This is a genomic window from Demequina sp. NBRC 110054 (genome assembly GCF_002090115.1).
In the GTDB taxonomy this organism is placed as follows: domain Bacteria; phylum Actinomycetota; class Actinomycetes; order Actinomycetales; family Demequinaceae; genus Demequina.
The window spans coordinates 988,057-1,011,861 of sequence record NZ_BBRK01000004.1; the positions used below are offsets into that span (position 1 = coordinate 988,057).

The window sequence follows — 23,805 nt, forward strand, 5'->3', positions numbered from 1 at the left end:
GAGGAAGGACCCTTCACATGGCGAACGTTCCCGACGAGCTCCAGTACTCCGAGGAGCATGAGTGGGTGTCGGGTGAGCTCGCGGCCGAGGCCGTGGTCACCGTCGGCATCACCGAGCACGCCGCCGAGGCCCTCGGCGACATCGTGTACGTCGAGCTCCCCGAGGTCGGCAGCGCCGTCACGGCGGGCGACGTGTGCGGCGAGCTCGAGTCGACCAAGGCCGTGAGCGAGCTGTACTGCCCCGTGACGGGCGACGTGGTCGCGGTCAACGAGGAGCTCTCGGACGCACCCGAGACGATCGGCGAGGACGCGTACGGCGAGGGCTGGATCTTCAAGGTCCGCCTGGCCGAGGTCCCGGAGGGTCTGCTCGACTCCGAGGCGTACGCGGCGATCACCGAGTGAGCGCCGACACCGCTTCCCCGGGCGGTCACGAGCCTCACGGTCAGATCCCCGTCAACGGTCCCGCGCGCCTGGTCGTCGCGGCCGCCATCACCGACGACCTCGAGCAGCCGCGGCTGCTGTTCGCCGCGCGCCGTTCCTCGCCGCCCGTCTATGCCGGGCTGTGGGAGTTCCCCGGCGGCAAGGTCGACGAGGGCGAGACGCCCGAGGAGGCCCTGCACCGCGAGATCGACGAGGAGCTCGGAGTCGCCATCGAGCTCGGCGACGAGATCCCCGGTCCCGACGCCGGCATCGTCCTTCCCGACGGCACCGACACCGGTCCCGCGTGGGAACTGCGCGCGGCAGAGGGCGATGGCCCCCGCCTCGTGCTGAGGGTCTGGTGGGCGAAGATCATCCCTGGTCCGGACGGGTCCGCTCCCGAGCCGCAGCCTCTCGAGGACCACGACGAGCTGCGCTGGCTCGAGCCCGGCGCCTGGCGCGACGTGCCCTGGCTGCCCGCGGACACCCGCATCGTCGAGGCGCTGCTCGACGACGCGATCGCGAGGATGCGCAAGGGGTTCTGCTAGTCGCGCACGGCTGAGCGCCGGCCCCTCGGGTCAGGTCGCGGCCGACCCCTCCGACAGGACGCTGCGCGCGGCGTGAAGTGCGCGTTCCAGATCCTCGCCGCCAGCGGTGAGTGCGAGCCGGATCGCGTGCGACTCCGACACGGTATAGGCGTTGCCCGAGGAGACTCGCACGCCCAGGCTCTCCACGCGCGACGCGAGCTCGTTGGCGGTGAGCCCTGTCGAGCGGCCGTCGAGCCAGACGTAGAAGCCGCCGTGGCCCTCGGGGCCGTCCGCGAGCATCCAGGGCCCGAGCACCTCGAGGGCGCGAGCGAATCGTGAACGGTACACGGTCGACAGCTCCGTGCCGCGATCGGGCATCGTCTCGAGCGCGCTCAGCGCGACCCGCTGCGCCGTGTGCGGTGCGCAGCCGACGATCGTGCCGTGGACCGCTGCCACGGCGTGCCGGAACGACGGGGGTGAGGCGAGGGACCCGACGCGCAGGCCCGTCATCGAGTAGGTCTTGGAGAAGGTGCGGGCCACGAACGTGACCTCGGGGCCTCCGGGGATGGACAGCGGCGAGGGCGCGCGCCCGCCGTCGAAGACGATTCCCTCATACGCCTCGTCCGACAGCAGCACCGCGCCGTGCGCGGCGACGAGCCCGACGAGGGTCGCGAGCTGTGCCTTCGACGCGACCGCGGCCATGGGATTGGACGGGGAGTTCACGACGACCATGCGAGCGCCGGCGGCAAGGTGGGCCGCGATCTCCTCGAGGTCCATGAAGTCGTCCCGGTTGGCGCCCTGGCGGTAGGTCGCGATCCGCAGCCCGAGCTGCTCACCGAGCACCCGGTAGTTGGGCCATGCGGGATCAGGGATCACGATTGTGTCGCCTGACGTGCATGCGGCGGCGAGGGCCACCGCGACGGCCTCGGTGCCTCCCACCGTCACGACGACGTCGGCGATGTCGACCTCGCCGGGAAGGGACGATGCGATCGCTCCGCGCAGCTCGACGAGCCCCGCCTTGGCCGTGTAGCCGACCTCTCCAGCGAGCAGCGAATCGACGGCGACCTGACGGAGCGGCCCGGGCAGAGGCTGGTCGGGCTCGCCGATGCTCAGGTCGAGCGCGCCGTCGGTCACGGCCTCGTTCATGAGCCGCGCGACGGCCGCGTCGGTCGGGAAGTCGGTCATGGGTCCTCCATGGGGCAAATGTCACATCGATGTTGCTCCCATCAATCGTAAGGACGTCTCGCCTGGTTGATCCTCCATCTGCATGTCGGAAGCATGTCAATTGAACGGCTGTGAAACATATCTGACACCGAGGCGCAAATGAGTGGCAACGGAGTGACCCTCTAATGGGTTCCGCACCGGCGAACCGCGTCGGGCGACTCAGAAAGGGACACACGATGGCACGCAACAAGGCGATCGGCGCAGGGGCGGTGGTGACCTCGCTGCTGCTGCTCACCGCATGCAGCTCCACCGACAGTGATGCCGCCGCTTCGGGGGAGTCCTCGTCCACCGCGGAGCCCATCGTGGCCGCAGCGGACGCTTCGCTCCTGCCGTACAACTTCCTGGCCGACGACAACGAGACCTTCGAGGGCATCAACGTGGACCTCGCGGCGGCCCTCTCCGAGGAGCTCGGGCGCGAGATCGTCTTCGAGAACGCCTCGTTCGACACGATCATCCCGGGCCTCACGTCGGGCCGTTACGACGTCGCCCTCACCGGCATGTTCGACACGCTCGAGCGCGAGGAGACGGTCGACTTCGTCGACTACCTCGCCGCGAAGAACGACTTCCTGGTGCCGATGGACGTCTCTGGGATCGAGTCGATGGACGACCTGTGCGGCTACTCTGTCGGCATCCCGGGCGGAGCGCTCGAGGCCGACATGCTCGCGGAGGCCTCCACGGCATGCGAGGACGCGGGCGAGGAGCCGATCGAGGTCAACGAGTATGCGGACCTCGACGCCGTCGTGCTGGCGCTGACCTCCGGGCGCATCGAGGTCGCCCCGAACGACTCGGCCGCGAACGCGTACATCATGTCGCAGTACCCCGACGAGCTTCAGGTCATGGGCGCGTACCTCACGGACGGCTACTTCGCCGCCGGCTTCGCCAAGGACTCGGAGCTGGTGCAGGAGTTCAACGACGCCTTCGCCGCGATCATGGAGGACGGCACCTACGAGGAGATCCTCTCCGAGTGGGGCATCGATGACCGTGCACTCGACGAGCCCATCATCAACGGGGCCACATTTTGACCTCGGTTGACACCACCGCGCCGCGGCACGACGACATGATCGTCGTGCCGCGGCGGCGGCCGTGGCGGTGGGTGGGCTCGATCGTCGTCGCCGTGGTGCTGCTCTCGATCGCGTGGTCGTTCGCGACCAACCCCAACTACGAGTGGCCCACGGTCGCGAAGTACCTGTTCGACGTGCGGATCCTCAAGGGCCTCGGTACGACTCTCGCCCTCACCGCGATCGCGATGGCTATCGCGCTGGGACTCGGCCTGCTGCTGGCCGTCATGCGCCTCTCCCAGTCCGCGCTGCTGTCCCGCACCGCCGGCGTGTACGTGTGGTTCTTCCGCGGCACGCCGATCCTCGTCCAGCTCATCATCTGGTACAACCTGGCGATCCTGATCCCCGAGATGGGTCTCACGATTCCCGGCGTCGGCACCGTCTGGGCCGTCGACACCAACGACGTGATCACCCCGTGGACCGCGGCGATCCTGGGCCTCGGTCTCAACGAGGCCGCGTACCTCGGCGAGATCATCCGGTCCGGAATCATGTCCGTCGACCGCGGCCAGACCGAGGCGTCGAAGGCGCTCGGCATGCGCGCGGGCACGTCGTTCCGCCGCATCGTCCTCCCCCAGGCGGCGCGCGTGATCGTTCCCCCCACGTTCAACGAGCTGGTCGGGCTGCTCAAGTACTCGTCGGTCGTCTCGGTGATCGCACTCCCCGAGCTGCTCTACTCCGGTCAGCTCATCTACGCGAGGACCTACGAGACCATCCCCGTGCTCATCGTCGTCTGCATCTGGTACCTCGTGATCGTCTCCGTGCTCACCGTGCTCGAGGCGCGCCTCGAACGACGCCTTGGCGCGGGCTTCCAGGCCACCGGCGCGACCCCCGCGAAGAACAGGAGGTGGGCACGATGGATGACGCCCGCGAACCGCTGATCGAGCTCACCGGAATCCGCAAGTCCTTCGGCGACAACGAGGTCCTCCACGGAGTCGACCTCACCGTGCGCGAGGGGGAGGTCCTGTGCCTCATCGGCGCGTCGGGCTCGGGCAAGTCGACCCTGCTGCGCTGCATCAACCACCTTGAGCGGCCCGACGCTGGGCACGTGCGCTACGACGGTCACCTCATGGGATACCAGGAGAAGCACGGGAAGCTCCACGAGCTCTCCGAGCGTCAGATCGCCGCGCAGCGGGCGACGATGGGAATGGTCTTCCAGCAGTTCAACCTGTTCCCTCACATGACGGTGCTGCAGAACATCATGGAGGCCCCCATGCGTGTGCGGGGGATGCATCAGGACACGGCCAGGGCCAATGCGTACGACCTGCTTGAGAAGGTGGGCCTCGCGGACCAGGACAAGTCCTATCCTCGCCACCTCTCTGGAGGGCAGCAGCAGCGCGTCGCCATCGCTCGCGGTCTCGCGATGCAGCCCAAGCTGATGCTGTTCGACGAGCCGACCTCGGCGCTCGACCCTGAGCTCGTCGGCGAGGTCCTCCAGGTGATGCGCGATCTCGCGACGGCCGGGATGACGATGGTCGTCGTCACCCACGAGATGGGGTTCGCCCGCGAGGTTGCGTCGCGCGTCGCGTTCATGGCTCAGGGCGAGATCGTCGAGCAGGGCTCGCCGTCGGAGGTGCTGGTCGACCCGAAGCACGAGCTGACCCGCAAGTTCCTGTCGCGAGTGCTCTGAGATGGCTGTCCGGATGGAGCTCGAGAGGCGACCGCGCACGCGGGGCGACGCGACGCTGGGCGCGGTGGCGACGCTCACGCGCGTGCTCGCCGTGACGGAGGAGGGCACGCGCGGCGACGAGGTGCTGGGCGCCCTCGGCGGACGGCATTGGCCTGAGGTCCATCTCCACGAGATCGATCGTGCCCACCGCCACCTTGCCGCGAAGGGCGCCGCGATGGTGATCGTGGCCGGCTCCTCGCTTCCCTGGCTGTCGCGTGCGGTGCACCTGTGCCGTCAGGCGGGTCGGTTCCCCATCGCCGCGATCGTCGGCAACGCTGACGAGGCCGGACGTGCCCTCCTCGACGAGGGAGCGACGCTGGTGCTCGACGCCTCGACCTCCGCGACGGATCTGGTGCCCCGCCTCCTTGCCCTGGGAAGGGGCACCTCCAACGAGGCCGAGATCGAGGTGCGGTGGCTCGAGTCCGAGGGGCTGCGGCTCGATCTCGCCTCGCGACGCTGCTACCTGGGCGAGGACACTGTCGCTCTCAGCGCCAACGAGTTCGACCTGCTGCGCTACCTGATGCTGCACGCTGGCGAGGCTGTCCCCTCCGGACGGATCACGGACGACCTGTGGAACATCCCGGACGCCTCGGGTCTCAACACGCTTCGCCTCAACGTGAAGCGGTTGCGCGCCAAGCTGGACGACGACCCCCACACGCCCCGATGGATCGAGTCCATCAGGGGCGTCGGCTACCAGTTCGCCGGCCGCGTGGCCGAGGTCGGCAAGGACCGCTCGGAGGAGCGCCTGCGGTCGACCGTCGCGATGCTCAATGCCCAGCACGACGCGATGTATGACCTCGTCGACATGCTGAGGTCGGCGTCGACGGCCGACGAGGTCGCCTCCGTGGTCGTGGGCTGGGCGGTCGAGCGCGCCTTCGCCGACGCGAGCACTGTCTTCAGGTTCGATCAGCACGGCGACGTGCGCTACTCGTCGCTCGTCGCGAGCGCAGGCATGTCGACGCGCTGGCAGCGGGCGATCGCCAAGGGGCATCCCGTCGACGACGGCTTCATCGCCTCGGCCGCCTATCTGCGAGGCGATGTCATCCAGATGGCCGACATGAGCCGCCCGTCGAGTCGGTTCTCGGTGACGGCGTCGATGTCCTCGGCCGAGAATCTGCGCGCGTGCCTGATCGTGCCGCTCTTCCTCGAGGGCCGCATCTGGGGAGACGTCGGCTTCATGTCGAAGGAGTCGAGGGCTTTCCCGCCCGCCCGCGCGCGCTACCTGCGGTCGGTCGCGGACCTGGTGTCGATCGCGCTCGCCGCCTCGAGGGACGAGGGGGTGAGCGGTGCTGAGGCTTGATGACGACCAGGTCGGCGCGCGCGCCGACCTCGGGCTCGCGGCGGGCATGATCCTCTCCGCCTTCGAGGCGCTGGGGACCGGACGTGCCCACCAGGCGCCCAAGCAGATCCTCCCCGGCGCAGTGCCCGGCGCGATGCATCTGGCGCTCGCGGGCGTGGTGCCGACGCTCGGTGTCGCCATCTCGAAGTGGGCGTCGTACACCCCGGCCCTTGCCAGCTCGCCCAGCAGGTCGACGTCGACGATCCTCGTCACGGATCCCGCCTCTGGTGAGCCGATCGCGGTCGTCGAGGGTATGGCCGCCACCACTCTCCGCACCGCGGCGGCGGCCGTCGCGGTCGCGAGCCGCCTCGGCGGCGACCTGCGCGTCGTGACGCTGATCGGCATGGGCCAGGTGAACACGGCTGTCGCTCGCGCGCTCGTCGCACTGATCCCGAGCGTCCAGGAGCTGCGTGTCGTGACGCGCTCGCGCGGCGCCGTGCCGCCGCTCGACACCGACAGGCCTGTCGAGGTCGTGCAATGGGATCGCACCGTAGCGTCGGCGCTTGCGACGAGCGACCTTGCCGTGTCCGCGACCGGAGCCACGCGGCCCGTGGCGTCGGTCGCCGACCTTCCCGCGGGCGCATGCGCGCTCTCGCTCGACGGCGCACGCACCTGGGCCGACACCGCGGGCGTGCCCGCCCTGTCCGATCACGACGACGCCGTGCCCTCGCTCGCACTCGCGTGCGCGGGGAGAGGACGCGTCGCGCTCGCCGACGCGAGATTCATCGATCTCGGCGGTTCCGCCGTCGCTGATGCTGCGTTCTGCGCCCACCTGATCGAGGACCTCCGATGAGCGCGCGCGAGGTGCTCGTGCTCACCCTCGTGAGCGCGTTCTCCGCCTTCCCCAGCCCCTTCTATGCCGACATCGCTGCGGCGAGCGCGTGGGGCCTGTGGACCTCCGCGGTGCTGTTCGCCGCGCACGGCGTCGCGGTGATCGTCGCGATGACCTGGCTCCGCCGGGCGGGCATGGCGCGTCGGGTGCCTTCGCGCTCGCTGGTCGTCGTCGCTCTCCTGGTCGATGCCGTCGGCGGCGTGCTGCTCGCGCTGGGCATGTCTGCGGCGGGCGTCGGGCTGCTCCTCGCGGGACGGGTCGTCACGGGGCTCGCTCTCGGCCTCGCGACGCCGCTGCTGACCGAGACCCTCGCGCGGCATGCGCGCGGCACCGCGTGGGCGACCGCCGCGACGCTCGGTGGGGTCGGCATGGGAGCGCTCGCCGCTGCCATGCTCGTGGCGACCGGGGTCGCGGTGCCCGCGGTCTTCGCTGCCGGCGCGTCGGTGCTGGCGCTCGTCGCGCTCGCCGTCGCCCTCTCGCCGACCATGGTCCCCGCGATCGTGCCGACGACGGCCGCGCCGCCGTCTGCCTCCGCGCGAGATCGAGCGCTCGCGGCCGCGGTCGTGCTCGTGTTCGTCGCGAACGGCCTGCTCGGTCTCTTCACCTCGCTGGTCCCCGCGGTGGTCGTCGCCGCGATCGGCGGCGGCTCGCTCCTCGCGGGCGCCGTGGTCGCCGCGACGATGATCGGCGCGGGCGCCGCGCGCCTCGCGATGGACGCCTCGCGTCCCCGGGTCGTGGCCTCGGTCGCCGTCGGATCGCTCGGCGCCGGCTGCTTCCTCTTCACCGCGGGAGTCGCGGCGCATCAGGGCCCCGCAGTGATCCTCGGCTCGGTCATCCTCGGCGCGTCCTGCGGACTCGGCTACGACGCGGGCCTGCGGATGGCGATCGGCTCCAAGGTGGACGCGCTCGCGCGCGTCGCCGCGCTCGCTCGGGCGCAACGAGCCGGCCAGCTCGGCCTCGTCGTGCCCGCCCTCGTCTTCCCGGCCCTCGCGAGGGCCTGACCCCCTTTCCAGACCTGGCGCACGATGCGCCCCCATCCAAGGAGACACACAGATGCGAGTGAGCTTCGACATCGGTGGCACGTTCACCGACCTCGTCCTGCTCGATGAGACCAGCGGCAACGCGTGGCTCGGCAAGTCCCTGACGACGTACGACGACTTCTCCCGCGCGATCGAGACCGGCATCCGCCAGGTGCTCGGGGCAGCGGGAGCGGACGAGCAGTCGATCACCGACTCGGTCGTAGGAGCGACCACGCTCATCACGAACGCCCTGATCGAGCGTCGCGGCGCGAAGACCGCGTTGATCACCACCGCCGGGTTCGTCGACACGATCGAGATCGGCCGCGAATGGCGCTACGACCTGTACGACCCGCGCCTGCAGCTGCCCGACCCCCTCGTCGCGGCGACGGCGCGGTACGGCGTCCGCGGGCGCCTGATGGCGGATGGCAGCGAGGTCGAGCCGATCGACGCCGCTGAGATCGAGGCGATCGCGGACCGCCTCCGCGAGGACGGCGTGGAGGCCGTCGCCGTATGCCTGCTGCACTCGTATGCGAGCCCCGTGCACGAGGAGCGCGTCGGCGAGATCCTGGCGGAGCGACTGCCCGGCGTGCCCGTGACGCTGTCATCGCGCCTGGTGCCCGTCATCCGTGAGTACGAGCGCACGGTGACCACGGTCGCCAACTCCTACGTCCGGCCGGTCGCCGGCGAGCACTTCGAGGACATCGAGCGCGCCCTGGGCTCGCTCGGCGTCGACCAGTCGCTCGTGATGATGCAGTCCAACGGCGGCGTGATCCGTGTCCCCACGGCGCGCACGTTCCCGCTGAGGCTGCTCGAGTCGGGGCCCGCGGCGGGCGCGATCGGCGCCGCCCATGTGGGCGCCTCGCTCGGCATGGATCGCCTGATCGCCTTCGACATGGGCGGGACCACCGCGAAGGTCTGCATCATCGAGGGCGGCACGCCGGCCGTGAAGAACAGCTTCGAGGTGGGCCGCGTGCACCGTCTCAAGCCGGGATCGGGACTCCCCGTGACGATGCCGGTCGTCGAGATGATCGAGATCGGCGCGGGGGGCGGCTCGATCGCGTCGATCGACAGCCTCGGGCTGCTGCAGGTGGGACCGCACTCGGCGGGCTCGCGGCCCGGCCCCGCGGGATACGGGCTCGGCGGCGAGGAGCCGACCGTCACGGACGCGGACATCGCGCTCGGCTACCTGGACCCCGACTACTTCCTCGGCGGCACCATGTCGCTCGACGTGGACGCCTCCAAGGCTGCGCTCGCGAGCCGCATCGGCGACGCCTTCGACGGCGACCCGATCGCTTCCGCGGCCGCGGTCGTGAGGGTCGTCAACGAGCACATGGCGCTCGCGATCCAGGTCCACGCGACGGAGCAGGGGCACGACCCTCGTGACTTCGCGATGATGGCCTTCGGAGGAGCAGCGCCCGTGCACGCCGCGCGGGTCGCGAGGATCCTCGGCGTGCGCGAGGTCGTCATCCCGGCCGCGGCCGGCGTCCTGTCGGCCACGGGACTGCTCGTGGCTCCGCCCATGGTGGAGGCCTCGCGCACCCGCATCGTGCGCCTGGATGCGTGGGATGAGGCGTCCGTCTCGGACACGTTCGCGCAGCTCGAGGCGCAGGCGGAGGAGGAGCTCGCCGCGCCCGCCGACCGCTTCGAGCACTTCGTCGACATGCGGTACGTCGGGCAGGGCTTCGACATCGAGGTGCCGGTGGGGCGCGAGGACGGTCCCGCCGAGTATGCCGAGAAGTTCGCGGTCGAGTACCGCCGGATCTACGGGGTGACCCCGGACTACCCGCGCGCCGAGGTCGTGACGTTCCGCGTCCGCGGCTACGGAGCCTTCGAGACCCCTCGCATGAGCCGCACCGATACCGGCGTCGCCGACCGGGTTCCCACGGCGACGTCGCGCGCCGCCTGGTTCCCGGAGACGGGCGTCGTCGAGGTCCCGGTGCTCGACATGCTCCGTGCCGGGGTCGACGAGCCCGTCACCGGCCCCGCGGTGTTCCAGCTTCCCGAGTCGACGGCCGTGGTCGGACCCGGAGATGTCGCCACCCTCGATGCACAGGGGAACCTCCGCATCGTCATCGCTACCGAAGGAGAGCAGGCATGACCACTTCCGCAAGGGTGAGCAAGGCGCTCGCGGCCGCGGGGCTGCTCCGTGGTGCCGGCGCGTCGACCGAGTCCGCGGCGCGATTCGCCGACGGCGGCGCCTACAAGTGGGAGGTGGCCGGCGCCTTTGACGGCCCCTCGGTGCGGGGCCTTGCCGATCGACTCCGTGCGCATGGCGTGCGGCTTCACCAGGTCACGAACACCGTCGGCGTGATGCGCTATCTGGACGACGAGATCCGCGACCTGGTCGAGGCATGCCGCGACGAGGGCATCCAGCTGCGCATGTCGGCGGGGCCGCGAGGAGTCTTCGACATCGGTGGTCAGCGGCTCGCGTCCTCCGGGGTCGCCGCGGCCAGCGCCTATCGCCTCAGGGGCCTGGGCCAGCTGGCCGACGCGCTCGAGGACACGCTGCACGCCGTCGACCTGGGCGTGACCGGCTTCCTGGTGTTCGACGAGGGCCTGCTGTGGACGCTGCACGCTCTCCAGCAGAGCGGGGACATCCCGACGCTCAGGCTGAAGGCCTCGTCGAACATGGGTGCTCAGAATCCTGCGCACGTGGTCGCGCTGGCCCAGATGGGCGCGGACTCCGTGAACCTGCAGCGCGATCTGGATGTCGAGATGCTCGCCCAGGTGCGTGCGGTGACCGACCTGCCGCTCGACCTCCACACCGACAACCCGGCGCAGACCGGCGGATTCGTGCGGGGCTATGACGTGCCCCGCATGGTCAGGGCGGCCGCTCCTGTGTACCTCAAGACCGGCAACGCCGCGCAGGACTTCGCCGACACGGCCCCGTCCGAGCGCGAGCTGGACCTGATCGCTCGCCAGCTGCTGCTGGACCACCAGATGCTCACGCGCTGGGCTCCCGAGCTCACCGCGTCCGACGAGCCGGAATTCTAGGAAGGAAGAACCATGACCGACTGGGATGCCGCAAGCCTCCAGATCACCTGGCAGCGCCTGATCTCCATCGCCGACGAGATGGCCGCGGTGCTGCTTCGCACCGCCTTCAGCTCCGTCGTGCGCGAGTCGAACGACCTCGCGTGCGCACTCCTCACGAAGGACGGCCATCTCCTCGTGGAGTACGGCCGCTCGGTTCCCGTGTTCACGGGCACCGTCGCGAACACCGTGACCAACATGCTCGACCACTTCGGGCGCGAGAACCTGGTCGAGGGCGATGTGATCGCCACCAACGACCCGTGGTTCGGCAACACCCACCTGCCTGACGTCACCGCGGCCGCGCCGGTGTTCCACGAGGGTGAGATCGTCGCGTATGTCGCCTCGATCTGCCACGTCTCGGACATCGGCGGCACGTCCGAGGGCGCCTTCGCGCAGGACATCTATGAGGAGGGCTTCTGCCTTCCGCCGGTCAAGCTCGTGGAGCAGGGCCGCCCGAACGAGCTGGTCCGCTACATCCTCGGCAGGAATGTGCGCGTGCCCGCGCAGGTCCTCGGAGACCTGGACGCCCTCGTGGCGGCCAACAATCTCGGCGTCCGTCGCCTCAAGGGGATGCTCGCCGACGACCCGAGCCTCGACATCGCCGACGTTGCCGACGCGATCTGCGACACGTCCGAGCGGGCGATGCGGGCGGCGATCGCCGCCATTCCCGACGGCGAGTACGCCTCCGAGATCGATCTGGACGGCTTCGAGGAGCCCAAGACCATCAAGGTCGCCGTGCGGGTGACAGGAGACGAGCTCGAGGTCGACTACGCAGGAACGTCCTCGCAGTCGCAGTTCGGGATCAACTCCGCCTCGCCCACCCTCGGATACACCCGCTACGGGCTCAACACCCTGCTGGTCCCGGAGATCCCCAACAACCAGGGCACGCTCCGCCCCATCACGATCACGATCCCCGAGGGCTCGCTCCTCAAGCCCGACAAGATCGCGGCCGTGAGCGCGAACTTCCCCGCGCACGCCATTCCGAGCGTGCTGTCGCGTGCGCTGCTGGGCCCTCTGCCCGGGCGCGTCTCGGCTGCGGCCGGCACGCCGTTCTGGGTGACCGCCTTCCGCGGTGAGACCGATGAGGGCTCGTTCGCGTCGATCCTCTGCTTCAACGGCGGCCAGGGCGCCGCCGAGGGGCTGGACGGCTATGCGACGCTCTCGACGCCCTCAAACGTGTCGAACACCCCGGTCGAGGTCATCGAGGCGACCGCGCCTGTGATGGTCGAGAGCAAGAGCATCGTCCGGGGCTCGGGTGGCGAAGGCCGCTGGCGCGGCGGCGAGGGCCAGGAGGTGCTCATGCGCTCGGTGCACGACCGCCCGATCGACGTGATCTTCCTGACCGAGCGCATCGAGAATGCGGCGCCTGGTCTGGCCGGCGGCTCCGACGGAGCCACGGGGCTCCTCGAGGTGGACGGCGTGGCCGTCTCGGACCCGAAGGGCCGCCTGCAGCTCAAGCCCGGACAGTCGGTCCGGCTCCGTACTCCCGGTGGCGGTGGCTTCGGTGCCCCCGTCGCCTCCCGCGCATGAACCTGAACGTCGAAGAGAAGGACACTGACATGACCGTAGAGATGACCAGCACGATCGACTGGGCCGAGCCCGGAAGCATCGTCGTCGAGCCGCGAGGCCGGCTCGCGCTCAAGCTGCGCAAGGGCCAGCGGCTCCGCATCACGGATCTGGAGGGTCAGCAGGTGATGGACTTCATCACCGCCCGCGTGGACGACCCCGACGAGCGTCAGTCGGCGATGTTCACGAACGTGTGCACGAACAACTGGAGCCTGGTCGAGGGCAATGACGTGTTCTCGACGAAGTGCACGCCCCTCCTCAAGGTGCTGCGCGACGACAGCGGCAACCACGCGCTGTCCGGCTACTGCTCCGAGTACTCGAACGAGTACCGCTACGGGGTGTCGGGCACCGCATCGTGCTACGGCAACCTGTGCGCGGACTGGGAGGAGCTCGGCCTGGACGTCACCAAGATCTCCCCCGACATGTGCATCTCTGTGTTCATGAACATCAAGCGGCACGCGGATGACCGGCACGAGATCGTCGAGCCCACGACGAAGCCCGGGGACTGCATCGAGTTCGAGGTGCTCGAGGACATCTACGTCGGCATGTCCAACTGCCCCGAGGAGCACAACCCGTGCAACGCGTTCAACCTCACGCCCATGGAGGTCACGGTCTCCTGACCTGTTGACTTCGCGGGCTGCGTCGCGTCACTCCCGCGCGACGCAGCCCGCGATGTGGTCGTCCACGAGGCCGCAGGCCTGCATCGCCGCGTACATCGTGGTGGGTCCGACGAAGACGAAGCCGGCCTTCTTGAGCGCCTTGGCCAGCGAGACCGACTCGGGGGTCTGCGCTGGCACGTCGGCCCACGTCGCCGGGGGCTCGGTGCGGGGCGCGGGCGCGTGCGACCAGACGAGCTCGTCAAGCGACCCGCCCGCGGCCTGAAGCTCCACAAGCGCCCGCGCGTTCGTGATGGCCGCCTCGATCTTGCGTCGGTTGCGGATGATGCCTGCGTCGGCCATGAGCCGCTCGACGTCGTCCGGCCCGAACGCGGCGACCGAGGCGGGATCGAAGCCCGCGAACCCGGCCCGGAAGTTCTCGCGCTTCTTGAGCACGGTCAGCCACGACAGTCCTGACTGCATCGCCTCCAGGACCAGCCGCTCGTAGAGCGCGGCATCGCCGTGCACGGGCACGCCCCACTCCTCGTCGTGATAGCGGGCGTAGAGCGGATCGTCGTTGCCGAAGCAGCGCACGGCGAGCGGGGACTGACTGGTCATGCGCCCAGTCTGCACCCCGGGTGTGACGGCGGATCGAGCATCGTCGGCCCCTGGGGAGGGACGCGCCAGGCGCGGAGCCTGGGGACGAAGCCCCAGGATGCGCGGACACTTCGGACACCACACATCACCGACACCTGTCCACAGCATCGAGTGTCAAAGGTGCGTATCCTCGGCGCCATGACCATCGCGGGTCTTCTGCGCCACGGGCGCCCGACACTGAGCTACGAGCTGTTCCCGCCGCGCACGCCCGCGGCGGAGGAGACGCTGCGCGCCACCGCGCGCCTCCTCCTCGACACCCAGCCGGACTTCATGTCGATCACCTACGGCGCCTCGGGCACCACCCGGTCGACCTCCCGCAAGGTGGTCCAGCTGCTCGCCGAGGCCCACACGGTCCCCCCGCTCGCGCATCTCACGTGCGTCGACCAGTCGCGCGCCGAGCTGATCGAGGTCATCGAGGAGTACCTCGAGGAGGGCGTGCTGGACTTCCTCGCACTGCGCGGCGACCCCCCGCGCGGCACGACCACGTGGCGCGCCCACCCCGACGGGCTCAACTATGCGAGCCAGCTCGTCTCCCTGGTGCACGAGGTCGCGCGGGCGCACGGGATCCTCGACATCTGCGTCGGCGTCGCGGCCTTCCCCGCGACGCACGCGATCGAGCGCTGGCGGCAGAGCACGATCGACGTGCTGCGCTATAAGGAGCACGCGGGCGCCTCCTTCGCGATCACCCAGGTGTTCTACGAGGCCGAGCAGTACACCCGGATGGTCGAGGACGCGCGCGCCCAGGGGATCGAGATGCCGATCATCCCCGAGGTGATGCCGATCATCTCGGCCAAGCGCGCGGTCAGGGCCTCCGAGCTCACGGGCGTTCCCACCCCGGCCGAGCTGGTCGCGGCCCTCGAGTCCGCCGAGAGCGACGACCAGGCGCGGGCCGCGGGCGTCGCGCACGCAGCGCGCCTCTCCCGCGACCTGCTCGACGCCGGCGCTCCTGGGATCCATGTGATCACCTTCAACCAGTCGGCCGCGGCGCTCGAGCTGGTCGAGGCGATGGGGCTCGGAGACCGCCACCCCGCCTGACGGCCGAGTCGCACCTTCTGACGGCCGAGTCGCCGCGTGGGCGTTCCCCGATCCGGTGGAAGGCACGGGCATCCCGAAGCGTTAGCCTCGACGTACCCGACTCCCCGAGAGGAACGCATGACCGACGAGACGACCCCCAAGAAGATCACCATGGCTCGCGAGTCGGAGGGTGTCTACACGGTCACGACGGAGTCGGGAGCGCAGCTCACCTTCGGTCGAGGGGAGGGCCTGGTCTCCCCGGTGGAGATGCTGCTCGCCGCGATCGCGGGCTGCTCGAGCATCGACGTCGACATGATGACCACGCGCCGCGCGGAGCCCGACACCTTCGAGGTGACCGCGACCGCCGAGGCCGTGAAGAACGACGACGGCAACATCCTGCGAGACATCCAGGTCGCTTTCGACCTCGCCTTCCCCGAGGGCGCGGACGGCGACAAGGCCCGAGCCAGGGTGGCGTCCGCGCTCAAGGTGAGCCACGACAAGTACTGCACCGTGTCACGCACGGTCGAGGGCGGAGTGCCCGTCTCACTGGTTGAGAAGGTCTGACCACACTCCGGACGGCACTGGATGGCGTCCGACACCTGTCCAAGGTGCCTGGCACATCCATAATCGCTCGAATACCCCTGGCAGACTGCGGAAATCCCGCGTAACATCCCGGACACAATCTCGGCGCGCCCCGGCGCGTCGATCAAGCGCAATGGCGAGCCCGCCGCGCAACATCTGCTTGAGGTAGTCATGTCTGACAACTTTGATGCTGCCGCGACCGCACCCGCGTTCCCCGGTGGCACCGTCCTGGGTTATCCCCGCATCGGCCGCAACCGTGAGCTCAAGAAGGCGCTCGAGTCGTTCTGGAAGGGAATCTCCTCCCAGGCCGACCTCGAGGCGACCGCGAAGCAGCTCCGGAGCGTCACCCGCGACCGCATGGCCGAGCTGGGACTGGCCAAGGACGACTCGTCCATCCCCTCCAACTTCTCGTTCTACGACCACGTGCTCGACGCGTCGGTGACGTTCGGCGCGATCCCCTCGCGGTTCTCGCGCCTGCGCGCGGCCGACGGCAGCGTGGATCTGGCCGGCTACTCGACGATCGCCCGTGGCGAGGGTGCCGACGCGCCGCTCGAGATGACCAAGTGGTTCGACTCGAACTACCACTACCTGGTCCCCGAGATCGGCCCCGAGACCGAGTTCTCGCTGTCCTCGACCCGCTGGGTCGACGAGTTCGTCGAGGCGAAGGAGGCGGGCTTCCTGACCCGTCCCGTCATCACCGGCCCGCTCACCTACCTGTACCTCGCCAAGCCCTCGGACGATGCGCCCACGGGCTTTGCACCGATCGAGCGCCTGGACGACCTGCTCCCGGTGTACCTCGAGCTCCTCGCGGCGTTCAAGGCCGCGGGTGCCGAGTGGGTGCAGATCGACGAGCCGGTGCTCGTCGCCGACATCGACGCCTCCCGTGAGGACGTGCTCGCGAACGCCGAGAAGGTGTACGCGGCGCTGGCCTCGGCCACGGACCGCCCCCAGCTCCTGGTGGCCGCCCCCATGGGCTCGCTCGAGGACGCCCTCCCGGTGCTCGCATCGTCGGGGATCGAGGCCGTCGCGCTCGACCTGGCCAAGGGCGTCGTCCCGACCGACGTGGACCTCGCCGGCCTCACGGTCGTCGCGGGCGTCGTGGACGGTCACAACATCTGGCGCACCGACCCCGACAAGGCGCTCGCCAAGCTGCGCGCCGTCGCCGACCTCGGCGGCGCCGTCACCGTCGGCACCGCGACCTCGCTGTTCCACGTGCCTCACACCCTCAAGGGCGAGGAGCACCTGGGCGAGGAGCTGCTGAGCTGGCTGTCCTTCGCCGACGAGAAGATCGGCGAGGTCGTGACGCTCGCGACCGCGCTGCGCGAGGGCGACGGCGCCGTGGCCGACGCGCTCACCGAGGCGCGTGCAGCCCTTGCCGACCGCGCCGCGCACCCGGGCACGAACCGCTCCGACGTGCGCGCCGCGCTCGAGGCCATCACCCCGGCCGACCGTGATCGCGACGCCTATTCGGTCCGCGCCGCCGCCCAGGACGCGCGCTTCCACCTGCCCGGCCTCGCGACCACGACGATCGGCTCGTTCCCGCAGACCGCGGAGATCCGCAAGGCGCGCGCCGCGTGGGCCAAGGGTGAGATCGACGACGCCGCCTACGAGGACGCGATGAAGGCCGAGATCGACTCGGTCATCGGCCTTCAGGAGGACCTCGGGCTGGACGTCCTCGTGCACGGCGAGGCCGAGCGCAACGACATGGTCCAGTACTTCGCCGAGCTGCTCGACGGCTTCTCGGTCACGAAGAACGGCTGGGTCCAGTCCTACGGCTCGCGCTGCACGCGCCCCTCGATCCTGTGGGGTGACGTCTCGCGTCCCGAGCCCATGACCGTGCGCTGGGCGAAGTACGCGCAGTCGCTGTCGCCGAAGCCGGTCAAGGGCATGCTCACGGGTCCGGTGACGATCCTCGCGTGGTCCTTCGTGCGCGACGACCAGCCGCTCGCGGTGACTGCCGACCAGGTCGGCCTCGCGCTCCGCGACGAGGTCCGCGACCTCGAGGACGCTGGCATCGGCATCATCCAGGTCGACGAGCCCGCGCTGCGCGAGCTCCTGCCGCTGCGCAAGCGCGACCAGGCGGCATACCTCGAGTGGTCGGTCGGCTCGTTCCGGCTGTCCACCGCGGGCGCCAAGGACGACACACAGATCCACACGCACCTGTGCTACTCCGAGTTCAGCGAGATCATCGACGCGATCGACGGTCTCGACGCGGACGTCACCTCGATCGAGGCGGCGCGCTCGCGCATGGAGGTGCTGCCCGCGATCCGCACGCACGGCTACGAGCGTCAGATCGGCCCGGGCGTGTGGGACATCCACTCGCCGCGCGTGCCGTCCACGCAGGAGATGACGGAGCTGCTGAGCCTCGCCAAGGAGTCGATCCCCGGCCGCCAGCTGTGGGTCAACCCCGACTGTGGACTGAAGACCCGTGGCTACAAGGAGACCGTCGCGAGTCTCGAGAACCTCATCGAGGCGACGAAGGCGGTTCGCTAGGCAGGTTGTCCGAGGTCGGCGCCGTCAGCAGGCGGCGCCGACCTCGAGGCCTGAGTGCGAGTCGTAGCGCACACCCGTTCCGCTTGTGCTCGCGCCGTCGGGGTGGCTCAGCTGGACGCACCAGTGGCTCGCGCTGTCGGTCGTGAAGGCGATGACCTCGACACCGTCGGAGGCGGGCATCATCCACTCGTCGTCGATGTAGTACGCGTCTCCCGAGCGCTCGACCTTCGCCACGGGATCGGGCGTGTTCTCGGTGTGGATCATGAGCCCCAGGTTCACCGCGTCGGACTCGGCGGCCGAGTCGGCGGCCTTCGCGCGCTGGTTGAGGTAGATCGGGACCGCGATCGCCACGAGGATGCCGACGATCAGCATGATGACGAGCACCTCGACGAGCGAGAACCCTCGGTCGGTGCACTGACGGCGATGAATCCCCATGTCGTCTCCCCCAGACGTGTGCGCTGCGTCAGGCGGCGGTCGTCATCGCCCCGCGTCGGCCAAAGGCCCGCAGCACGTCCAGTGTGACGTAGGCCACACGGCGAGGCAAGGGCACGGCGACGCTCGGCGGGAACGAAGAGGAGAAGCGGGGAGGAACCGGACGGCTTCGCGTCAGTCCTCGAGGATCATCTGCCAGATGCCGACATCGATCCAGCGGTCGAGCTTGCGGCCGACCTCCCCGAACGTGCCCACCTGGGTGAAGCCGAACCTCTCGTGGAGGGCCGCCGACGCGTCGTTCGGCAGGGCGATGCGCGAGTACAGGCCGTGCGCCGGCGCGTGCTTCGAGGATGCCGGCAGGTCCCGGACCCGGGAGATCAAGGCCTCGTACAGCATCGTCCCGAGGCCGCGGCCCCGGGCATCGGGGGCGAGGTAGACGGTCAGCTCGAGCGCGTGCCGGTAGGCGTCCCGCTCCTGGAACGGTCCCGCGTAGGCGAAGCCCAGCATCGTGCCCTCGTCGGGATCCTCGGCCACGAGCCAGGGCAGCTCTGCAGTGAGCACCTTCGCGACGCGCGCACCCATCTGCTCGGCGGGCACCTCGTGCGTCTCGAAGGTGATCACCGTGTCGCGCACGTAGGGGTTGTAGATCGCGGCGATCGCGGCGCCGTCGTCGGACGTCGCGTCGCGGAGCGCGGGGGTCATGGGCATGGGCACATCGTCTCAGCCCTGCTCCGGGCCTGTCACTCCCGTCGCGGCACCGCGCGGCCGTGCGCGGCGCCCGGGTGGAGGCCCGGGCGCCGACGCCGGCGGTCAGCGGTGGGCGTAGAGCCTGCGGGCGGTGAGGATTCCTGCGCCGCCAAGGGCGAGGATCGCAGCCAGGACGATGCCGAGGGTGCCTTCGGAGCCGGTGGTGGCGAGAGACTCGTCGGAGGTGGAATCGGCGGTGGCCGTGGTGTCGGCCGTGTCCCCGTCTGCGAGCGTGCCCGACTCGCCGTCCGAGTCGTCGGCGGTGCCGGTGTCGTCGTCCCCGGCGGCGTCGTCCTCAGCGTCGTCGGCCTCTTCGGTGACCGAGATCACGGAGGTGGTCACCACGTCAGAGGGGCTGCTGTCGCCGACGGCGTTGGTCGCGATGACGCGGACCTCGTAGCTGGCGCCGCCCGTGAGGGAGTCGACCACGGCCTCGAGCACGGCGGCGTCGAGGTCGGGCAGGGTGCTCCAGGCAGTGTCGCCCACGAGCCGGTACTCGAGCCGGTAGCCGGTGATCGCGGAGCCGCCGTCGTCGCCCGCGGTCCACGAGGCCAGGAAGGACTCGACGGTCGAGGTGATCGACAGGCCCGTCGGTGCCGCGGGCACGGTGGCCGGGGTGGCCGAGGCGACCGAAGACGCGGTGCCGGTGCCGTTGGTGTTGACGGCGCTGACGCGGAACTCGTACGTCGTGCCGTTGGTCAGGCCTGTCACCGTCGCAGTGGTGTCGGTCGAGGCGCCATCCGCGAAGGTGTCCCACGCGCCGCCGGTCTCGCGGAACTCGATCACGTAGTCCGTGATCGCGAGACCGCCGTCGTCCATGGGCGCGTCCCACGACAGCTGTGCCGCGGTGTTGCCGGCCGTCGCCACGAGCGACGCGGGGGCATCGGGCGTCGTCGTGGAGGTCAGCACCGAGACGGTCGAGCTGGCGTTGTTCGTCACGTACGCCGTCGCGCCGTCGGGGGCGAAGGCGATCCGGTAGGGCCGGTCGCCCACGGCGATCGTGTCGGCGACCGTCTCCGATGCGGTGTCGATGACCGACACGCTGTCGTCGAACCCGTTGGTGACGTAGACGGCAGTGCCGTCGGGCGTGAAGGCGAGGCCGTACGGGGCGTTGCCGACCGCGATGGTGGTGGTGACGGTCCCGGTGGCTGCTTCGAGGACGGAGACGCTGTCATCTCCGCTGTTGGCGACGTAGACGGTGTTGCCGTCCGGGCTCAGGGCGATGTTGTACGGGTCGCGCCCGACGCTCGCCGTCCCGAGGACGAGCAGCGAGGACGTGTCGACGGCGATGACGGCGTCCGAGTCGAGGTCCGTGACGAAGACCATGGTCTCGTCAGCGCTGACGACGACACCGTACGGTCGGCCGCCCACGGCGACCGTGCCGGAGACGGAGTGCGTCGCGAGGTCGATCACGGAGACCGTGCCCACGTAGGGGTTGGTCACGTAGGCGACCGTGCCGTCGGGGTTGACCGCGACGCTGTACGCCCCATCGACGCCAGGGATCGTCGTGGTGACGGTGTGGGTGGCTGTCTCGATGACGGAGACCGTGCCGCCGCCGTTGTTGGCCACGTAGACGTAGGCGCCGTCGGGGCTCGTCGCGATCCCCGTCGGGCCGAAGCCGACGGAGATGGTGTTGGTGACGGCGCCGGTCGCGGTGTCGATGACCGAGACGGTGCTGCTGCTGTCGTTCGCGACGTAGGTGGTCTCGCCGTCGGGGCTCACGGCGACGGCCCACGTCCCGGATCCGGCCGCGATGGTGTCGGTGGTCGCGTTGGGAGAGTCGGCGTCGAGGGGCGTCGCCGTTGCCGCGGGGGAAGCGTCGCCGACGCCCGCGGCGTTCGTGGCGGTCACGGTGACGGAGTACTCGACGCCGTTCGTGAGGTCGCCCACGGTCCGGCCTCGGAGCTCGGACCCGGCCTCGGCCGTGGCGACGACGGTCGAGCCGTCCCTCACGGTGACGGTGTAACCGGTGATGTCCGCGCCGCCGTCGTCCGAGGGTGCGTCCCACGTGACGTACACCGATGACTCGCCCGCGGACGCGGTGACCGCGGATGGCGCACCGGGCGCGAGTGCGAGGGTCACGACTGACACGGTGCCGCCGTAGAAGTCCGTGACGTAGGCGTTCGCGCCATCGGGGTCGACGGCGATGTCGTAGGGGCCATCGCCGACGTCGATGAGGTCCGTGACGGTGCCGGTCGCGGTGTCGATCACGGACACTGCGTCGGAATCGATGTGGGTGACGTATGCGGAAGCGCTGTCAGCGCCGACGGCGACCGAGACAGGGGTATCGCCGACGGCGATCGTGTCGGTGACGGTGCCGGTGGCGGTGTCGATGACGGACACCGTGTTGTCAGCAGCGTTGGTGGCGTAGGCGGCGGCGCCGTCGGGGCTGACGGCCACGTCCCAGGGGTAGTCGCCGATGGTGATCGTGTCGGTGACGGTGCCGGTCGCGGTGTCGATGACGGACACGTTTCCGTCGCGGTAGTTCGTGACGTAGGCGGTGTTCCCGTCGGGGCTGACGGCGATCCCGCTCGGGTTGTCGCCGACGGTGATCGTGCCCGTGACGGTGCCGGTGGCGGTGTCGATGACGGACACCGTGTCGTCATTGCCGTTCGTGGTGTACGCGGCGTTGCCGTCGGGGCTGACGGCGATCGCGTTCGGGCTGTCGCCGACGGTGATCGTGCCCGTGACGGTGCCGGTGGCGGTGTCGATGACGGACACCGTGTCGTCATCGGCGTCGGTGGTGTACGCGGCGTTGCCGTCGGGGCTGACGGCGATCCCGCTCGTGTTGTCGCCGACGGTGATCGTGCCCGTGACGGTGCCGGTAGTGGTGTCGATGACGGACACCTTGTCGAAACTGACGTGGGTGACGTACGCGGTGTTGCCGTCGGGGCTGAGGGCGATCTCGGAGGGGCGGAGGTCGACGTCGATTGAGCCCGTCACGGTCGCCGCGGACGCGGGGACCGCTCCCCATGTCAGGGCGACCAGCGCGCCGATGATCGCGCCGGCGACCAGCTTCAGGGTCGAATGCCCTGGTCGCGGGTGTGAAACGGGGGGTGTGAGAAATCCGACAGTCAGTGCCATGGCGCTGAGGCTAGCGAGTAGTTGCTGTATCAGCAATCATCCCGGCGACATCGAGGCCTGAGGGTTTCCTGAGGACGTGCTTCGGTGTCCGGAATCACCCATTTTGGGGAGCGCGTGGGCCCTCTACGCCACCGCAGGCGCGCGCGAGACGGTCTCCTCGTACGCCTTCTTGCGGCGCAGGTAGCGCCAGCCGCCGAGCATGAGCGCGATGCCGAGCGCGCCGGACCACGCGGTCACGGTGAAGCCGGCGTGGGCGCCATAGCTGTCGATCGCGAGGCCCGTGAGCCACGCGCCGAGCGCGACGCCGAGGTCCAGGCCCACGCGGGTCCAGGCCATCCCCTCGGTCACGCGGGTGCGGGGGACGAGGGCGTGGACGACGCCGTCGCCGACCGCCATGGTCGGAGCGATCGCGAGCCCGGTGAGGAACATGAGGATCGCGAGCCACGCGAGCGAGCCCGCGTAGTGGAACGTGATCGCGCCGATGCCCGAGGCGGTCACGCCCCACAGCAGGCGCGACGCGAGGGTGCGGCTCCACACGCGCGAGCCGTACAGCAGCCCGCCGACGAGCGAGCCGAGCGCGAAGACCGCGAGCACGGGACCGGACCAGCCCTTGAGACCGAGCTCCTCGGCGAAGGCGACCGTCGCGGCGTCGGCCGACGCGAACAGCGCGCCCTGCGTCGCGAAGACGAACGACGTGAGGATCAGCGCGGGCGTGGTGACGAGCAGGTGGCCGCGCAGCGGGCGGCGGTAGCGCTGCACCTTGCGCTGGGGGACGTGGTAGCCGATGCGCGGCAGCGAGCCGTCGATCATGGGCACGCTCGCGAGGGCCGAGGTGCCGGCGTCGCCCCGCTTGGCCGGAGGCTCGGTCTCCTTGAGCGCCAGGAACACGTAGCCGCCGATCAGCAGGGACGCGGCGGCGACCACCGAGGGGAGCCACGAGGCGACCTGGGTCGCGAGGATCGTGGAGAGCGCGGGGCCCGCGATGAACAGCGTCTCCTCCATCGAGCTCTCGAGCGAGAACGCGGAGTTGAGCGCGTGCTTGTCGGGGACGATGTGGGTCCAGCGGGCGCGCGTGAGGGTGGACTGGGCGCCGGCGCCGGAGAAGAACGGCAGGATCACGAGCAGCACCCAGGTCGGGGCGTGCAGCAAGGCCGCGACGACGAATGCGAGACGGGCGGCGACCGCGACCGCGAAGCCGATCCTGAGCACGCGGGACTGGCCATACTCGTCCACCAGCTTGCTGATCTGCGGGTTGACGATCGCGGCGCCGATCGCGAGCACGCCGACCACGAGGCCCGCGGTCGCGTACGAGCCGTACTCGATCTGCACGAGCAGGAAGGTGGCGAGTGCGGTCATGCCGATCTGCAGCCGCGAGAACAGGCCCCACCAGAAGAATGCGGACGCGCCAGGAAGCGCAAGGATGTCGCGATAGCGCGAGAACATGTCAACCCCGCTCGTGAATGAAGGAGACGACGCGCAACACCGCACGTCTGCCGCACCACCTGCGCGATGCGACCGGCGCA

General features: G+C 70.0%; 21 protein-coding genes. 15 read left to right on the forward strand and 6 right to left on the reverse strand.

What is annotated here, in order from left to right; all coding sequences use genetic code 11:
• The first annotated feature begins 17 nt into the window (after nucleotides 1–17).
• Nucleotides 18–401 carry a glycine cleavage system protein GcvH gene (gene gcvH / locus B7K23_RS04545; RefSeq protein WP_084125196.1) on the forward strand — a complete coding sequence of 128 codons (384 nt, stop codon included), beginning with the start codon at nucleotides 18–20 and terminating at the stop codon, nucleotides 399–401.
• Nucleotides 398–964, forward strand: a complete 567-nt coding sequence (locus B7K23_RS04550) for a (deoxy)nucleoside triphosphate pyrophosphohydrolase (RefSeq protein WP_307175322.1) — start codon at nucleotides 398–400, stop codon at nucleotides 962–964. The genes gcvH and B7K23_RS04550 overlap by 4 nt, the downstream gene beginning before the upstream one ends.
• Nucleotides 965–994: 30 nt before the next feature.
• Here the strand turns inward: B7K23_RS04550 and B7K23_RS04555 are convergent, their stop codons facing one another.
• Nucleotides 995–2,128 (reverse strand): pyridoxal phosphate-dependent aminotransferase, encoded by a 1,134-nt coding sequence (locus B7K23_RS04555; RefSeq protein WP_084125197.1) that lies wholly within the window; start codon nucleotides 2,126–2,128, stop codon nucleotides 995–997.
• 215 nt (nucleotides 2,129–2,343) lie between these two features.
• Here B7K23_RS04555 and B7K23_RS04560 point away from each other — a divergent pair, with 215 nt between their 5' ends.
• From B7K23_RS04560 to B7K23_RS04605, 10 genes are read left to right on the forward strand one after another with little or no spacing between them, the layout of a single operon-like run.
• Nucleotides 2,344–3,189 carry an ABC transporter substrate-binding protein gene (locus B7K23_RS04560; protein WP_159451308.1) on the forward strand — a complete coding sequence of 282 codons (846 nt, stop codon included), beginning with the start codon at nucleotides 2,344–2,346 and terminating at the stop codon, nucleotides 3,187–3,189.
• A complete protein-coding gene (locus B7K23_RS04565) occupies nucleotides 3,186–4,103 on the forward strand; it encodes an amino acid ABC transporter permease (RefSeq protein ID WP_200809765.1) in 918 nt (305 codons plus the stop codon). The genes B7K23_RS04560 and B7K23_RS04565 overlap by 4 nt, the downstream gene beginning before the upstream one ends.
• Nucleotides 4,079–4,852 (forward strand): amino acid ABC transporter ATP-binding protein, encoded by a 774-nt coding sequence (locus B7K23_RS04570; protein ID WP_084125199.1) that lies wholly within the window; start codon nucleotides 4,079–4,081, stop codon nucleotides 4,850–4,852. The genes B7K23_RS04565 and B7K23_RS04570 overlap by 25 nt, the downstream gene beginning before the upstream one ends.
• Before the next feature lie 13 nt (nucleotides 4,853–4,865).
• Nucleotides 4,866–6,191, forward strand: a complete 1,326-nt coding sequence (locus B7K23_RS04575; protein WP_159451309.1) for a winged helix-turn-helix domain-containing protein — start codon at nucleotides 4,866–4,868, stop codon at nucleotides 6,189–6,191.
• Nucleotides 6,178–7,023, forward strand: a complete 846-nt coding sequence (locus tag B7K23_RS04580) for a hypothetical protein (RefSeq protein WP_143338085.1) — start codon at nucleotides 6,178–6,180, stop codon at nucleotides 7,021–7,023. Before B7K23_RS04575 ends, B7K23_RS04580 begins: the two co-directional genes overlap by 14 nt.
• Nucleotides 7,020–8,063, forward strand: a complete 1,044-nt coding sequence (locus B7K23_RS04585; protein ID WP_084125202.1) for a hypothetical protein — start codon at nucleotides 7,020–7,022, stop codon at nucleotides 8,061–8,063. The genes B7K23_RS04580 and B7K23_RS04585 overlap by 4 nt, the downstream gene beginning before the upstream one ends.
• 52 nt (nucleotides 8,064–8,115) lie before the next feature.
• Nucleotides 8,116–10,179: a hydantoinase/oxoprolinase family protein gene (locus tag B7K23_RS04590; protein ID WP_084125203.1), complete on the forward strand. Its 2,064-nt coding sequence runs from the start codon at nucleotides 8,116–8,118 to the stop codon at nucleotides 10,177–10,179.
• Nucleotides 10,176–11,075: a U32 family peptidase gene (locus B7K23_RS04595; RefSeq protein ID WP_084125204.1), complete on the forward strand. Its 900-nt coding sequence runs from the start codon at nucleotides 10,176–10,178 to the stop codon at nucleotides 11,073–11,075. The genes B7K23_RS04590 and B7K23_RS04595 overlap by 4 nt, the downstream gene beginning before the upstream one ends.
• A 12-nt stretch (nucleotides 11,076–11,087) precedes the next feature.
• Nucleotides 11,088–12,641, forward strand: a complete 1,554-nt coding sequence (locus tag B7K23_RS04600; protein WP_084125205.1) for a hydantoinase B/oxoprolinase family protein — start codon at nucleotides 11,088–11,090, stop codon at nucleotides 12,639–12,641.
• Nucleotides 12,642–12,670: 29 nt separating this feature from the next.
• Nucleotides 12,671–13,297: a DUF1989 domain-containing protein gene (locus B7K23_RS04605; protein WP_159451310.1), complete on the forward strand. Its 627-nt coding sequence runs from the start codon at nucleotides 12,671–12,673 to the stop codon at nucleotides 13,295–13,297.
• 27 nt (nucleotides 13,298–13,324) lie between these two features.
• Here B7K23_RS04605 and B7K23_RS04610 read toward each other — a convergent pair whose 3' ends face one another.
• Nucleotides 13,325–13,891, reverse strand: a complete 567-nt coding sequence (locus B7K23_RS04610; RefSeq protein ID WP_084125207.1) for a DNA-3-methyladenine glycosylase I — start codon at nucleotides 13,889–13,891, stop codon at nucleotides 13,325–13,327.
• 177 nt (nucleotides 13,892–14,068) lie between these two features.
• Here B7K23_RS04610 and B7K23_RS04615 point away from each other — a divergent pair, with 177 nt between their 5' ends.
• From B7K23_RS04615 to metE, 3 genes are all read left to right on the forward strand, one after another.
• On the forward strand, nucleotides 14,069–14,965 hold the full coding sequence (locus B7K23_RS04615; RefSeq protein ID WP_084125208.1) for a methylenetetrahydrofolate reductase: 897 nt from the start codon (nucleotides 14,069–14,071) through the stop codon (nucleotides 14,963–14,965).
• Nucleotides 14,966–15,082: 117 nt separating this feature from the next.
• Nucleotides 15,083–15,508, forward strand: a complete 426-nt coding sequence (locus B7K23_RS04620; protein WP_084125209.1) for an OsmC family protein — start codon at nucleotides 15,083–15,085, stop codon at nucleotides 15,506–15,508.
• Between the two features lie 189 nt (nucleotides 15,509–15,697).
• On the forward strand, nucleotides 15,698–18,019 hold the full coding sequence (gene metE, locus B7K23_RS04625) for a 5-methyltetrahydropteroyltriglutamate--homocysteine S-methyltransferase (protein ID WP_084125210.1): 2,322 nt from the start codon (nucleotides 15,698–15,700) through the stop codon (nucleotides 18,017–18,019).
• Between the two features lie 24 nt (nucleotides 18,020–18,043).
• On the opposite strand, the gene B7K23_RS04630 is transcribed toward metE, so the two are convergent.
• From B7K23_RS04630 to B7K23_RS04645, 4 genes are all read right to left on the reverse strand, one after another.
• Complete coding sequence (locus tag B7K23_RS04630) at nucleotides 18,044–18,454, reverse strand: type IV pilin protein (protein WP_084125211.1); 411 nt, start codon at nucleotides 18,452–18,454, stop codon at nucleotides 18,044–18,046.
• A gap of 171 nt (nucleotides 18,455–18,625) precedes the next feature.
• Nucleotides 18,626–19,159, reverse strand: a complete 534-nt coding sequence (locus B7K23_RS04635) for a GNAT family N-acetyltransferase (RefSeq protein ID WP_234996422.1) — start codon at nucleotides 19,157–19,159, stop codon at nucleotides 18,626–18,628.
• Nucleotides 19,160–19,261: 102 nt separating this feature from the next.
• Complete coding sequence (locus B7K23_RS04640) at nucleotides 19,262–22,282, reverse strand: fibronectin type III domain-containing protein (RefSeq protein ID WP_084125212.1); 3,021 nt, start codon at nucleotides 22,280–22,282, stop codon at nucleotides 19,262–19,264.
• Between the two features lie 123 nt (nucleotides 22,283–22,405).
• Nucleotides 22,406–23,725 carry an MFS transporter gene (locus B7K23_RS04645; RefSeq protein WP_159451311.1) on the reverse strand — a complete coding sequence of 440 codons (1,320 nt, stop codon included), beginning with the start codon at nucleotides 23,723–23,725 and terminating at the stop codon, nucleotides 22,406–22,408.
• Nucleotides 23,726–23,805 lie beyond the last annotated feature (80 nt).

Excerpts from the sequence above, each read along its gene's own strand:
- gcvH (WP_084125196.1), top strand. The coding sequence starts at position 18 with ATGGCGAACGTTCCCGACGAGCTCCAGTACTCCGAGGAGCATGAGTGG.
- B7K23_RS04555 (WP_084125197.1), bottom strand. The coding sequence starts at position 2,128 with ATGACCGACTTCCCGACCGACGCGGCCGTCGCGCGGCTCATGAACGAG.
- B7K23_RS04560 (WP_159451308.1), top strand. The coding sequence starts at position 2,344 with ATGGCACGCAACAAGGCGATCGGCGCAGGGGCGGTGGTGACCTCGCTG.
- B7K23_RS04570 (WP_084125199.1), top strand. The coding sequence starts at position 4,079 with ATGGATGACGCCCGCGAACCGCTGATCGAGCTCACCGGAATCCGCAAG.
- B7K23_RS04575 (WP_159451309.1), top strand. The coding sequence starts at position 4,866 with ATGGAGCTCGAGAGGCGACCGCGCACGCGGGGCGACGCGACGCTGGGC.
- B7K23_RS04585 (WP_084125202.1), top strand. The coding sequence starts at position 7,020 with ATGAGCGCGCGCGAGGTGCTCGTGCTCACCCTCGTGAGCGCGTTCTCC.
- B7K23_RS04590 (WP_084125203.1), top strand. The coding sequence starts at position 8,116 with ATGCGAGTGAGCTTCGACATCGGTGGCACGTTCACCGACCTCGTCCTG.
- B7K23_RS04595 (WP_084125204.1), top strand. The coding sequence starts at position 10,176 with ATGACCACTTCCGCAAGGGTGAGCAAGGCGCTCGCGGCCGCGGGGCTG.
- B7K23_RS04600 (WP_084125205.1), top strand. The coding sequence starts at position 11,088 with ATGACCGACTGGGATGCCGCAAGCCTCCAGATCACCTGGCAGCGCCTG.
- B7K23_RS04605 (WP_159451310.1), top strand. The coding sequence starts at position 12,671 with ATGACCGTAGAGATGACCAGCACGATCGACTGGGCCGAGCCCGGAAGC.
- B7K23_RS04610 (WP_084125207.1), bottom strand. The coding sequence starts at position 13,891 with ATGACCAGTCAGTCCCCGCTCGCCGTGCGCTGCTTCGGCAACGACGAT.
- B7K23_RS04615 (WP_084125208.1), top strand. The coding sequence starts at position 14,069 with ATGACCATCGCGGGTCTTCTGCGCCACGGGCGCCCGACACTGAGCTAC.
- B7K23_RS04620 (WP_084125209.1), top strand. The coding sequence starts at position 15,083 with ATGACCGACGAGACGACCCCCAAGAAGATCACCATGGCTCGCGAGTCG.
- metE (WP_084125210.1), top strand. The coding sequence starts at position 15,698 with ATGTCTGACAACTTTGATGCTGCCGCGACCGCACCCGCGTTCCCCGGT.
- B7K23_RS04630 (WP_084125211.1), bottom strand. The coding sequence starts at position 18,454 with ATGGGGATTCATCGCCGTCAGTGCACCGACCGAGGGTTCTCGCTCGTC.
- B7K23_RS04635 (WP_234996422.1), bottom strand. The coding sequence starts at position 19,159 with ATGCCCATGACCCCCGCGCTCCGCGACGCGACGTCCGACGACGGCGCC.
- B7K23_RS04640 (WP_084125212.1), bottom strand. The coding sequence starts at position 22,282 with ATGGCACTGACTGTCGGATTTCTCACACCCCCCGTTTCACACCCGCGA.
- B7K23_RS04645 (WP_159451311.1), bottom strand. The coding sequence starts at position 23,725 with ATGTTCTCGCGCTATCGCGACATCCTTGCGCTTCCTGGCGCGTCCGCA.